Genomic DNA, 12,882 nt, shown 5'->3' with positions numbered 1-12,882 from the left:
AGATGTCAGACTATGTGAAACAGTACGAACAGAACCGTCAGCGCCTGATTGAGGCGAACGCCTACAATCCGGAAAACGAGCATGATGCCTGCGGCGTGGGCCTTGTGGCCTCACTGGACGGCAAGCCGCGCCGTGAAATCGTCGAGATGGGCATCAAGGCCCTGAAGAATGTGTGGCACCGCGGTGCTGTCGACGCGGACGGCAAGACCGGCGATGGCGCCGGTATCCGTGTGGAAGTGCCGCAGGAATTCTTCCGCGAGCATGTCACCCGCACCGGCCACAAGCCGACGGACGATCCGATCTGCGTCGGACAGATCTTCCTGCCGCGTACGGATTTCGCCGCACAGGAAGCCGCGCGGACTTTGGTAGAAACCGAAGTGCTGCATTTTGGCTTCTATATCTATGGCTGGCGCCAGCCGCCGATCGACGTGTCCGTCATCGGTCAGAAGGCGAAGGATACGCGCCCGGCGATTGAGCAGATCATGTTCCGCGATGCGATGGGCCGCTCCAGCGAAGAACTGGAACGCGCACTTTACATCTGCCGCCGCCGCATCGAACGCCGAGCCCGCGAAGCAGCGATCCCGAGCTTCTATATCTGTTCACTGAGCAACGCGTCCCTGATCTACAAGGGTATGTTCCTGGCGCAGGACATCGACAGGTTTTACCTCGACCTGCAGAGCGAGCAGTTCAGCTCCGCCTTTGCGATCTACCACCAGCGCTATTCCACCAACACGTTCCCTCAATGGGCCCTGGCCCAGCCGTTCCGCATGATTGCCCACAATGGTGAGATCAACACGGTGCGCGGCAACAAGAACTGGATGAAGAGCCACGAGATCCGCATGGTCTCGGAAACCTATGGCGAGCATGTCGAAGACGTGAAACCGGTGATTCCGGATGGCACGTCGGATTCCGGCGCGCTTGATTCCGTGTGGGAACTGCTCTGCAAATCCGGCCGGTCTGCTCCGATGGCGAAAGCCATGCTGATCCCGGAAGCCTGGTCGAAGCGCGACTCGGTGATGCCGCTCGCGCATCGTGCGCTCTACGATTACTGCAACTCGGTCATGGAGCCGTGGGACGGCCCGGCCGGTATCGCGGCCTATGATGGCCGCTGGGCGATTGCGGGTCTCGACCGTAACGGCCTGCGCCCGCTGCGCTATGCGCTGACGACGGACGGTATCCTCGCCGTCGGGTCCGAAACCGGCATGTGCCCGCTCGGCGATCACGAAGTTGCCAAGCGCGGCTCGATCCCCGCTGGCGGCATGATCGCGGCAGACCTGAAAACCGGCAAATTCTATGACCACAAGGACATTGTGGACTATCTGGCCGCCCAGGCGCCTTACGAGGAATGGCTGTCGGCCGTGACGGAACTGGATCCGGAAATCGGTCCCGGTGAAGAACCGGCGATGTTCGCCAAGGAAGAGCTGCTGCGCCGCCAGACAGCCGCCGGCTATTCTCTGGAAACGCTGGAACTGATCCTGTCGCCCATGGTGGAATCCGGCAAGGAAGCCATCGGCTCGATGGGGGATGACACGGCCCCGGCGGTGCTGTCCTTCAACTACCGCCCGATGAGCCATTTCTTCCGGCAGAACTTCAGCCAGGTGACCAATCCGCCGGTTGACCCGCTTCGCGAAGAACGCGTGATGAGCCTCAAGACGCGGTTCAAGAACCTCGGCAACGTGCTCGACACGGACAAGTCGCAGCAGGAAGTCTTCGTGCTGGAAAGCCCGGTACTGACGAACGGCATGTATGAGCGGCTGCTGACGCGGCTTGGCGTGTCCTACACCGAGATCGACTGTACCTTCCCGGCAGAGGACGTCACCAATGATGGTAGCGCCCTGAAGGAAGCATTGTCCCGCATCCGTCAGGAAGCCGAAGATGCCGTGCGCGAAGGCCGCGAGCATATCGTCCTGACAGACCAGTATCAGTCCGCCACCCGCACCGCGATCCCGATGATCCTCGCCACCGGCGCGGTGCACTCGCACCTCGTGGCGCAGGGCCTGCGGACGTTCTGCTCCATCACGGTGCGCTCGTCCGAATGTCTCGACACGCATTACTTTGCCGTGCTCGTCGGCGTCGGCGCGACCTGCGTCAACGCTTACCTTGCGCAGGACGCGATCACCGACCGCCATGCCCGCGGCCTTTACGGCGACCTGACGCTCGAAGAGTGCGTGCACAATTACAAGGCCGCCGTGGAAGCGGGCCTGTTGAAGATCATGTCCAAGATGGGCATCTCGGTCATTTCATCCTATCGCGGCGGGTACAATTTCGAGGCGCTCGGTCTCTCCCGCGCGCTGGTGGCCGATTACTTCCCCGGCATGAACAGCCGTATCTCCGGCCTTGGCCTTGCAGGCCTTGAAGAGAACGCGCTGGTCCGCCACGAAATGGCATTTGACGACGATGTCATCTCGCTCCCCGTTGGCGGCTTCTACCGCCTGCGCGCGAACGATGAACCGCATGCCCTCGATGGCCAGCTGATCCACACGCTGCAAACCGCCTGCAACACGGGCGATTATTCGGTGTACCGAAAATTTGCGGACGCGCTGGAGGCACGCAACCCGATTCAGCTGCGGGACCTGCTGGACTTCAAACGCAACCTGCCGCCAGTGCCGCTGACGCAGGTTCAGTCGATCAATGAGATCCGCAAGCGCTTCGTGACGCCCGGCATGTCGCTCGGCGCGCTCAGCCCTGAGGCACATGGTACGCTCAACATCGCCATGAACCGGATCGGGGCCAAGTCTGTCTCGGGGGAGGGCGGCGAAGACCGCGCCCGTTATCGCCCGCTGCCGAACGGCGACAATATGAACTCGTCGGTCAAGCAGATCGCGTCCGGCCGTTTCGGCGTGACGGCGGAATATCTGAACCAGTGCCGCGAGATCGAGATCAAGGTGGCCCAGGGCGCCAAGCCCGGCGAGGGCGGCCAGCTGCCCGGCTTCAAGGTGACCGAGTTCATCGCCCGCCTGCGCCACGCGACGCCGGGTGTAACGCTGATCTCTCCGCCGCCGCACCACGACATCTATTCCATCGAAGATCTGGCCCAGCTGATCTACGACCTGAAGCAGATCAACCCGGAGGCCCGTGTCTGCGTGAAGCTCGTCGCCCAGTCCGGCGTCGGCACGGTGGCTGCCGGTGTGGCGAAAGCGAAGGCGGACATCATCCTGATCGCTGGAGGTGTCGGCGGGACGGGCGCGAGCCCCCAGACCTCGGTGAAGTTCGCCGGCCTGCCTTGGGAAATGGGCCTTGCAGAAGCGCACCAGATCCTGTCGCTCAACAATCTGCGCGACAAGGTCACCCTGCGGACCGATGGCGGCTTGCGCACGGGCCGTGACATTGTCATCGCGGCCATGCTGGGCGCTGAGGAATACGGCATCGGCACGGCCTCGCTTGTGGCCATGGGCTGTATCATGGTGCGCCAGTGCCATTCGAACACCTGCCCGGTCGGCGTCTGCGTGCAGGACGAGGCACTGCGCGCGCACTTCACCGGCACGCCGGAGAAGGTCGTCAATCTGATGAGCTTCATCGCAGAAGACGTCCGGGAGATCCTTGCCTCGCTTGGCCTGAAGTCTCTCGACGAAGCCATTGGGCGGACGGACCTCCTGGCCCAGGTCAGCCGCGGCGCGACGCATCTCGATGACCTCGACCTCAACCCGCTTCTGGTCCAGGTCGATACCGACAAGCCGATCATCTACCATCCGGCTCACCGCGAGGAAGTGCCGGATACGCTGGATGCTCAGATCCTGCGCGATGCAGAACCCTTCTTCGAGCGCAGTGAGAAGATGCAGCTCGAATACGACGTGCAGAACACGATGCGCGCCATCGGCACACGGTCGAGCTCCGCCATCACGCGCAAGTTCGGCATGCATGCCCTGCCGGAAGGCCGCCTGCACATCCGGCTTGAAGGCTCGGCCGGCCAGTCACTCGGCGCCTTCTCGGTGCAGGGCCTGCTGCTGGAAGTCATCGGCGATGCCAATGACTATGTCGGCAAGGGCCTGTCCGGAGCGACCATTGTCGTGGCCCCGCGCCCGAAAGACCGCCGCTCGGCTTCCGGCGATGCCATCATCGGCAACACCTGTCTCTATGGTGCGACCAGCGGAAAGCTGTTCGCGTCCGGAACGGCAGGCGTGCGCTTCGCGGTCCGGAACTCCGGTGCGAAGACGGTGGTCGAGGGCTGCGGCGCGAATGGCTGCGAGTACATGACCAATGGCCGTGCGGTGATCCTCGGCCCCATCGGCGACAATTTCGGCGCCGGCATGACGGGCGGCGCGGCCTTCATCTGGGATCCGACGAACCGGTTCGAACGCGTCGCCAACCCGGATTCGATCGACTGGTATCCGCTGCCGGAAATGCCGACCGAACATATCGGCGAGGCCAAGGCCCTGATCGAGGAACATGTCCGCCGCACGGGCTCTGTCCGCGGCAAGGAAATCCTCGACGACTGGGACCGCGCCGTCCACGACATGCTGATGGTCGTGCCGAAGGAAATCGCACACCTGCTGCTCGGCCGTACCAAGCCAAAGGCGAAGAAAAAGGTCGCCGCGAAGGCCTGATTCCAGACCTGTAAAGAAAAAGCCCCGCGGAGCGATCCGCGGGGCTTTGCTGTTTGGGGGCAGGATCAGGATTTCTTGCGGCGGATGCGCGGCCAGATCAGTTTCAGCCATATCCAGACGAAGACGCCAATCAGGATCAGCCAGGGCAGGCCAATGGCAAAGGCGGTGATCACGGCGGCCAGCGCGCTCGACAGATTATAGAAGAAATCCCCGAAGGCGCGGGCCAGCGGCTCCAGCGCGCCCTGCGAGACCGGGTTGCGCTTGGTTTCATAGCCGATGGAGAGCTGGCTCATGTTCACCCTCTGGCGCAGGGCCGCGAGGGAAGATTTCAGGGAATCGATCTCGCCGTTGACGCGGGCCAGTTCCCGCTCAGTTTCCAGCAGTTCGCCCAGTTTGCCGGGCCGGTCGGCCAGCAGCTGTTCCAGCCGGGCCTGCAGCGTCTCCTGCGCCTTCAGCCGTGCATCGGTATCAATGATGGAAACGGTCAGGTCTTCGGCAGTCGTCTGGCGGTTGGTGATTTCGCCTTTCGCCGCTTTGGCTTCGGCTTCGACGCCGTTCAGGAACTGTTCGATCCAGGCCGGTGTGGCGCGCAGGTTCAGCGAGGCGGAGGCTTCATCCTCCGAATAGGCATTCATCCAGGAATTCGTCACCATGCAGACCGTGGGCCCGGCCTTGTTGCAGGCATCGATATGGCCCTGCAACGTCGGCTCGATCGCATTGACCGGCAGGCGCATGCCGATGGAGTGGGAGTAGGCAATGTACTGCTGGGCGACGGTCTCGCCACCCATGCTGCCATCTGGCCCGCCGCCGGCCTCCATCTCTTCCATCAACATGCCGTCGTCGGCGGCGTATTTCGCGCCCATCGACATTTCGACCGGGGGAGGGGGCGCGTTTATAGGGCGGGCGGATTCCCGCGATGCGCCGGGTCCGCCGCAGGCGGCAAGGCCCATGGCCGACAGGGTCAGCGCCGACAGCGCGAGGCGAAGTGATTTGGTGTTCATGTGTGTCCCTCCAGTGGACTCATCTCCCACATGAAACGCGGAAAAAGGCAAGATTCCGCTCGCAAAGCGAAAAATTGCGGCGGTCGGGTCCGCGGGAGGGGGCAGAGTGCGGCTCAGGCGCGCGACCCGCCCGCAACGGCGCCCGCCTCACAGGCGAATCTGGTCATCAAGGAAGCAATCGCCAGCGGATTCCCCGGCAGGGTAACCTTTGTGTTGCCGACGCAGCAGGCGAGGCGGATCGTTCTTGCACATCCGGCGCCTCGGAGGGTGCGCCGGTCCTCCAGCCTCGGTGAGAGACCCTCCGGACCATTCTAAGGACCCAAGGTCATGAACAGATTTTCCAGCGAACCGCTCTTTTCACCTTCCCGCCGCAGCCTGATGAAACTGGCCGGTGTCGGCGCCGTTGGCGCGGCGACCGCCCTCTCAGCCTGCTCGGAAACCGCCACTGCGGCCACCCCGGCCAATGACGCGATCGACCCGGATGCCCTCGCCATCCTGTCGGCCAACGAAAACCCGTATGGTCCGTCGCCCAAAGCGGTTGAGGCGGTCAGGGCCGAAGCTGCGAACCTCTATCGCTACACCTATCCGACCGTGTCGAAATTTGCCGCGATGGTCGCCGAGCGCGAAGGCGTTGCACCGGAGCAAGTGCTGGTCACCAACGGCTCAACCCCAATCCTGGCGGCGTTCTCCGACTGGGTGAATGTGAAGGGCGGCAAGATCATCACCTCCGCGATTACCTATGAGGGCGTGCCGCGCGTCGCAGAACAGGCAGGCACCGAAGTCGTCTACATGCCGCTGACCCAGGACATGGGCTATGACATGGAAGCCATCGCGGCCCGTGTCGGCCCGGACACGGGGGCTGTCTATCTCTGCAACCCGAACAACCCGACCGGCAAGACGATCCCGACAGCGCAGCTGAAAGCCTTCGTCGAAGACGTCAGCAACAAGGTTCCGGTCTTCGTCGACGAAGCCTATCTGGACATGTCGGACGACTATCCGGGCAATGTGATGTCCGAATTTGTTGCCGCTGGTAAGCCGGTTATCGTGGCACGGACCTTCTCGAAAATCTACGGCATGGCCGGTCAGCGTCTTGGCTACGGCCTGATGCCGGCCGACATGGCGATGGATATGCGCATGACGGGCCGCCTGTCGAACGTCAACTATCTCGGTCTCGTTGCTGGCATGGCCAGCCTTGAGGACACGGCCCATTTCGAAAAGATGCGCGCCACCATGATCCGTGGACGCCAGAAGTTGATCGCCATGGCCGCAGACCTTGGCCGCCCGATCGCACCGGATCCGCAGGGCAGCTTCATCTACATGGATGTCGGTATGCCGGCGAAGGATTTCGCCGCCAAGATGCTGGAGCGCAATGTGCGCGTTGTTGGTGAGCGCTGGAGCGACCTGCCGAACTGGACACGTATCTGCGTGGGCCTCGATCACGAGATCGACAAGTGCCACGCGGCCGCAAAAGAAGTCCTGACCTCGATCTAAAGGGGGGTGGGGCCCCGGCCCTGGCTTCGGTCAGGGCCGGTAGCCCACCTTGCGCTCGCCGGGTTCGAGGACCCGCCAGGCGTGATGGATGAAATCCACCAGCAGCGGCCGCGTGTCGCGCGGGTCGATGATTTCCTCCGCAAGGAAACTTTCCGCCGTTCGGAACGGTGAGCGGATCGCTTCAAACTTCCGGTACAATTGCTCCTTCAAGGCGTCGGGATCTTCCGCCTCGGCCAGTTCCTTCCGGAACGCGGCCTCGATGCCGCCCGCCATGGGCAGGCTGCCCCAGTCGCCGCTCGGCCAGCAATAGCGCCACTTCGTTTTCGACTGGTTCATCATCGCCGACCCGGCGAGGCCATAGGCCTTGCGGATGACCACCGAACAGACTGGCACGTCTGCCTGATAGACGGCCGTCATGGCGCGTACACCTGCGCGGGTGACGCCGGCTGTCTCCGCCTTCACGCCGACAGCGAAGCCCGGACAGTCGACAAAGTGAATGACCGGCAGGTGGAACATGGAGCAGAGGTCCATGTGCCGTGTGACCTTGTCGCAGACATCTGCCGTCCACGCCCCATCCAGGAAGAAGGGGTCGCCCGCCAGGATACCGACGGGGTAGCCATCGATCCGCGCGAAGCCGGTGACGATGCCGCGGCCCCATTCCTTGCCGATCTCGAAGAAGCTCCCATGGTCGACCGTGGCGTCGATGATCTTGCGCGGCTTGTAGGGGGTCTTTCCGTCGGTTGGCACGATGGAGAGCAGGCTCTCTTCCTTCCGGTCCGGATGGTCGGCCGGGGACGTGCGCTGAGGCAGGTCGTGTACGGACGGGGGCAGGTAGGACAGGAAGCGCCGCGCCGCGATGAAGGCGTCGGCTTCGGTATCGACGACATTGTCTACCGTGCCGTTCTGCGCCTGGATCTTCCAGCCGCCGAGCTCTTCCTTGGTCACGTTTTCACCGAGTGCGATGGCCACGGGCGGTCCGGCCACGAACACCTGGCTGAGTTCCTTGACCATGACCGAAAAATGGCTGGCCGCCACACGGCCCGCGCCCATGCCGGCGCAAGGGCCGAGAGCCAGCGAGACGAACGGCACCTGCGTCATGCCGTGGACGATCTCGTTCCAGCCGGGCGTTTCGGGAATATAGGTGCGCGGGTCTTTCTCCAGCGATTTGACCGAACCGCCGCCACCCGTGCCGTCAATCATCTGAACCAGCGGCATGCGATACTCCGCCGCCATTTTGATCATCTGGACCATTTTCTGCCAGATCGAGGCATCCGAGGCGCCGCCGCGCACGGTGAAATCGTCGGCGAGGATCACGGTCGGACGGCCATCCAGCGTCGCCCGCCCAGTGACGGAACTGGCTGGCAGGAAAGTCTCGAGTTCGTCGTCCGCGGTATAGGTCGCCCGGCCGGAGATCTTGCCGATCTCATGGAAGCTGCCCGGATCGACCAGGAAGGCGACCCGTTCCCGGACGGTCAGCTTACCGCGCCCGCGCTGGCGTTCGACGGGTTCTTCGCCGCCCATTTTCTCGGCCAGCCGTTCACGGCGGCGGAGTTCCTCAATCGATTTTTCCCAACTCATGCCGCGACCTTCCACGCTTCCCCAGCGCAACGTCAAGCAGATGTGAAACCGATCTCACAAGATTTCAGCGGGCATGGCCCGGAGAACACAAGGCCGTACCGCGAGAATCTGAAAGCTCCTTCACGATACGGTATGTCACACAGCTTTTCCTTGATTTTCATACCGCGGGTCTGCTTTATCGCATCAAATCCATCCCAAGGAGGAATCTCATGGATCTCGCAGAACTCACAGCCAAGGCCAATGACGCTGTTTCCGCAGGCGGCGACTTCAAGAAAAAGGTGAAGTTTGATTTCGGCGATGCCGGCAAACTTTTCATCGACGGCATGAATGGCGTGGCCAACAATTCTGACGACGCAGCCGATGCGACGATCAAGGTTGATTGGGAAGACTTCAAGAAGATTGCCTCCGGCGGCCTCGACGCCACGATGGCCTTCATGCAGGGTAAACTGAAAGTTGAAGGCGACATGTCGGTTGCCATGCAGCTTCAGAGCCTGATGAAGGCGCTCTCCTAAGGCGAACCGCCCTTCGGGTTTGACAGGTCAGGCCGCCCCGGGACACCCTGCGGGCGGCCTTTTCCGTCTGGGATAAAACTGCATGGACACGACCCCTTCGCCGGATACCGAATTCGTCCTCGTTCCTGGCAATCCGCCGCCTACAGGAGCGGAGATCGTCTGGTTCAAGGGCACGGGCGGACGTGCCCTGCGTGCCTGCGTCGCCCCGGCGCTGGCGCCTGACAAGCCACGCGGCACGGCCATCGTCTGCCCGGGCCGGACGGAATTCATCGAAAAATATTTCGAGGTCGGGCACGAGCTGCAGGCGATGGGCTTTGCCGTCGTCATTCTCGACTGGCCGGGGCAGGGCCTGTCGGAGCGCCTGCTCGACGACACGAAGAAAGGCCATATCGACCGGTTCGAGACGTTCATGGGCGCGCTGGCCAACGGGCTGGAGGCGCTCGATGACCGCCTGCCGCGGCCTTATGTGTCGCTTGCTCATTCCATGGGCGGCGCGATTGCGCTGGCCGCCATTGCACGAGGTCTTGTGAAGGTGGACGCCGCCGCGTTCTCTGCGCCGATGTGGGGGATCAAGTCGAAATTCCTCGGCATGCGCTATCTCGTCTGGGCGATGCGGGCGACCGGCCGGTCCGGTGACTATGCTGTCCAGCCCGGCCCGCCGGAGACGTTCGAGACGAACATCGTGACCCATGACAGAAAGCACTGGCAGCTGCAGCGCGACCTCGTCGATGCCCGGCCGGAGCTGGACCTCGGCCCGGTAACATGGGGCTGGCTCGGTGCGTCGCTGGATATCCTTGCGACCTTCACAAAAGCCAGGACGCTAAACTCTGTGACCATTCCCGTCTTCGTCGCCTCTGCCTCAGAAGAGCAGCTGGTCGACAATGCGACCCATACCGCTGTCTGCAAACGCCTGCCGGATTGTGAGCACGTGATGGTTGAGGGCGCGATGCACGAGATCCTGATGGAAACGGACGACAAGCGCGCGCAGTTCTGGGAGGGCTTCCAACGCCTCCTGAAACGTGCGGATATATAGACAAGAAAAAATAGACTGGGGTTAGGAGGAAACCTGTGGCGATCATTACGCTTTCACGCATTCTGGCTTTCTGGGCGGCGAAACAGCCGGACCGGCCTGCGATCGATCATGAAGGGGCCCAGATCAGCTGGGCAGACCTTGACCGGCGCACCAACCGCCTTGCGCGCGCTTATGAAAAGCTGGGCGTGAAGCAGGACGATTTCGTCACCATTGCGCTGCCGAACGGGATCGAATTCTTCGAAGCCTGCCTCGCCACCTGGAAAGCCGGCGCGACGCCGCAGCCGATTTCTTCCCGCCTGCCCAAGCATGAGCGTGACCAGATCGTGGAGCTTGGCAAGCCATCCCTTGTGGTCGGCGTTCCGGCAGGAGAATATGGCGACACGCCGTCTGTGCCCGAGAACTACGAGCCGGACGCCAGCCTTCCGGACACGGAACTTCCCGAACGCATGGCCGCTTCGCTCAAGGCGATGACCAGCGGCGGCTCCACCGGCCGGCCGAAACTGATTGTATCCAAGATCCCGGCTGCCTGGGATCCGGAACTGCCCTATCTCGAAATCCCGGTGCAGGGCGCGATGCTGATCCCGGGGCCGCTCTATCACAATGGCCCGTTCATGTGGGCGATGATTGCCCTCTTCAAGGGCTGCACGGTCGGTATTACGACACGCTTCGACGCGGAGAAGACGCTGTCGACGATCGAGCGGCTGAAAGTGGATGTCGTCTACACCGTGCCAACCATGATGCGCCGCATCTGGGCACTGCCGGAAGACGTGCGGAACAAGTACAACCTGTCCAGCCTCAAGGCGCTCTGGCACCTCGCGGCGCCATGCCCGGCCTGGCTGAAGGAATGCTTCATCGAATGGCTTGGCGGTGACGTGATCTGGGAGCTCTATGCCGGCACCGAAGGGCAGGGCACGACCATCATTCAGGGTACGGAATGGCTGGAGCATCGCGGCTCGGTCGGCAAACCGGTCGAGGCGTGCGAGATGAAGGTTGTCGGCGAGAATGGCGAAAACCTGCCGCCCGGCGAAGTTGGCGAGATTTTCATGCGCCCGCTGGAAGGCCCGGGCACGACCTATCGTTATATTGGCGCAGAGGCCAAATCGCTTGAAGGCGGCTGGGAAAGCCTCGGCGACATGGGCTACATGGATGAGGACGGCTATCTCTACCTGACAGACCGCCTGTCGGACATGATCCTGTCGGGCGGGGCGAACATCTATCCAGCGGAAGTGGAAGCGGCGATCGATGCCTATCCGGGTGTCCAGTCGTCCGCCGTGATCGGCCTGCCGGACGAGGATATGGGCGCGCGCCTGCATGCCGTCATTTGCCGGCCGGAGGGCGCGGTGGACGAGGCCGACATGGTGGCCCATCTCGCCACCATGCTTGTGCGCTACAAGATCCCGAAGAGCTTCGAATATGTCAGCGAAGCGGTGCGCGACGATGCCGGAAAGGTACGCCGCAAGACACTCCGCGAAGAACGGATCGCGGCCATGGCCCAAAACGCCTGAAGTGATTCCGGTTCCGCTTGACTTACCCTAGGGCGGGACCGCTCCCTTCCTCCCAAATTCAGGAGGAAAACCCCATGAAAGTTGCAGCCGTCAAGAAGCCGGGCGGACCCGGAAATCTCGTCATCGAAGAACGCCCCGATCCGAAACCCGGCCCGGGAGAAGTGCTGGTGCGCGTGCGCGCCTCCAGCCTTAATTATCACGACTTTGTCGTCGTCATGGGCGGCATCCCGACCCCGGATGGCCGCATTCCGATGTCCGACGGCGCCTGCGAAGTCGTCGCCGTCGGCGAGGGCGTCACCAAATGGAAAGCGGGCGACAAGGTCCTCTCGCTGTTCTTCCCAAGCTGGCAGTCCGGCCAGATCGAGGCGGCGGGCTTCCAGTCCGTTCCCGGAGACGGAGCAGACGGTTTTGCGGCGGAGCTTGTTGCTGCGCCGGAAACGGCCTTCACCCGCATGCCGGAAGGCTGGACGTTTGAAGAGGCCGCAACCCTTCCGTGTGCAGCGCTGACCGCTTGGCGCGGCATTGTCGCCGAAGGCAAGATCAAGCCGGGCGACTGGGTGCTGACGCAAGGCACGGGCGGCGTGTCGATCTTCGCGCTGCAGCTCGCCAAGGCGGCTGGCTGCCGGGTGATCTCGACCTCGTCGTCGGCCGAGAAGCTCGAAAAGCTGAAAGCCCTCGGCGCCGATCATGTGATCAATTACAAGGAAAACCCGGAATGGGGCGCTGAAGCCTTCAAACTGGCCGGCGGACGCGGCGTCGATGAAGTCGTCGAGATCGGCGGGCCGGGCACAATGGCCCAGTCCATCGCGGCGTGCCGTCCTGGTGGGCACATCTCGCTGATCGGCGTGCTCACCGGCGTCTCCGGTGAAGTACCGACGGCGGCGCTCTTCTCGCGCAATATCACCCTGTCGGGCATTACGGTCGGCTCGCGCCGGATGCAGGAAGACATGATCGACGCAATCGAGGCGAACGGCATCAAGCCGGTGATCGATAGCACCTTCCCGCTGGACAAGATCGCCGACGCGTTCGCCCATCAGGCGAGCCAGAAGCATTTCGGCAAGATCGTCCTGACGGTCTGATCCGGCAATGTCCGTTATAGTCCGGCATGGTCTTCATTGGTCATGCCGGAGCAGGCCTGGTCCGGTATGATCATGCCATGTTCTATGTGGACATGAAAAAACGCCCTCCCGGCAGGGGAGGGCGTTTCTTTGTCCCGGA

General features: G+C 62.7%; 8 protein-coding genes. 6 read left to right on the top strand and 2 right to left on the bottom strand.

The annotated features are described in order from the left end of the window. Positions 1–2: 2 nt before the first annotated feature. Positions 3–4,544: a glutamate synthase large subunit gene (gene gltB, locus HY26_RS16560; RefSeq protein ID WP_034766837.1), complete on the top strand. Its 4,542-nt coding sequence runs from the start codon at positions 3–5 to the stop codon at positions 4,542–4,544. 65 nt (positions 4,545–4,609) lie between these two features. On the opposite strand, the gene HY26_RS16555 is transcribed toward gltB, so the two are convergent. Then, positions 4,610–5,545, bottom strand: coding sequence for a DUF4349 domain-containing protein (locus HY26_RS16555; protein WP_034766835.1), 936 nt, complete (start codon positions 5,543–5,545; stop codon positions 4,610–4,612). 327 nt (positions 5,546–5,872) lie between these two features. On the opposite strand from HY26_RS16555, the gene HY26_RS16550 reads away from it, so the two are divergent. After that, complete coding sequence (locus HY26_RS16550) at positions 5,873–7,036, top strand: histidinol-phosphate transaminase (protein ID WP_034766833.1); 1,164 nt, start codon at positions 5,873–5,875, stop codon at positions 7,034–7,036. Positions 7,037–7,066: 30 nt separating this feature from the next. Here HY26_RS16550 and HY26_RS16545 read toward each other — a convergent pair whose 3' ends face one another. Next, a complete protein-coding gene (locus HY26_RS16545) occupies positions 7,067–8,614 on the bottom strand; it encodes an acyl-CoA carboxylase subunit beta (RefSeq protein WP_034766832.1) in 1,548 nt (515 codons plus the stop codon). Positions 8,615–8,823: 209 nt separating this feature from the next. Between HY26_RS16545 and HY26_RS16540 the strand changes: the two genes are divergently transcribed. From HY26_RS16540 to HY26_RS16525, 4 genes are all read left to right on the top strand, one after another. Further along, positions 8,824–9,126 (top strand): SCP2 sterol-binding domain-containing protein, encoded by a 303-nt coding sequence (locus HY26_RS16540; protein ID WP_034766830.1) that lies wholly within the window; start codon positions 8,824–8,826, stop codon positions 9,124–9,126. A gap of 82 nt (positions 9,127–9,208) precedes the next feature. Further along, complete coding sequence (locus HY26_RS16535; RefSeq protein WP_034766829.1) at positions 9,209–10,159, top strand: alpha/beta fold hydrolase; 951 nt, start codon at positions 9,209–9,211, stop codon at positions 10,157–10,159. A gap of 35 nt (positions 10,160–10,194) precedes the next feature. Then, the gene (locus HY26_RS16530) at positions 10,195–11,664 is read left to right on the top strand and encodes an AMP-binding protein (RefSeq protein ID WP_034766827.1); all 1,470 of its coding nucleotides are present in this window, start codon (positions 10,195–10,197) and stop codon (positions 11,662–11,664) included. Positions 11,665–11,738: 74 nt separating this feature from the next. Further along, positions 11,739–12,743 carry an NAD(P)-dependent alcohol dehydrogenase gene (locus HY26_RS16525; RefSeq protein WP_034766825.1) on the top strand — a complete coding sequence of 335 codons (1,005 nt, stop codon included), beginning with the start codon at positions 11,739–11,741 and terminating at the stop codon, positions 12,741–12,743. The last annotated feature ends 139 nt before the right edge of the window (positions 12,744–12,882 follow it).

This window comes from Hyphomonas sp. GM-8P (assembly GCF_003263315.1).
Taxonomy (GTDB): Bacteria; Pseudomonadota; Alphaproteobacteria; order Caulobacterales; family Hyphomonadaceae; genus Hyphomonas.
Note: the sequence above shows the minus strand (reverse complement) of the source record. Positions and strands in the feature narration are given on the sequence as shown.

Excerpts from the sequence above, each read along its gene's own strand:
- HY26_RS16555 (WP_034766835.1), bottom strand. The coding sequence starts at position 5,545 with ATGAACACCAAATCACTTCGCCTCGCGCTGTCGGCGCTGACCCTGTCG.
- HY26_RS16545 (WP_034766832.1), bottom strand. The coding sequence starts at position 8,614 with ATGAGTTGGGAAAAATCGATTGAGGAACTCCGCCGCCGTGAACGGCTG.
- HY26_RS16535 (WP_034766829.1), top strand. The coding sequence starts at position 9,209 with ATGGACACGACCCCTTCGCCGGATACCGAATTCGTCCTCGTTCCTGGC.
- HY26_RS16550 (WP_034766833.1), top strand. The coding sequence starts at position 5,873 with ATGAACAGATTTTCCAGCGAACCGCTCTTTTCACCTTCCCGCCGCAGC.
- HY26_RS16540 (WP_034766830.1), top strand. The coding sequence starts at position 8,824 with ATGGATCTCGCAGAACTCACAGCCAAGGCCAATGACGCTGTTTCCGCA.
- HY26_RS16525 (WP_034766825.1), top strand. The coding sequence starts at position 11,739 with ATGAAAGTTGCAGCCGTCAAGAAGCCGGGCGGACCCGGAAATCTCGTC.
- gltB (WP_034766837.1), top strand. The coding sequence starts at position 3 with ATGTCAGACTATGTGAAACAGTACGAACAGAACCGTCAGCGCCTGATT.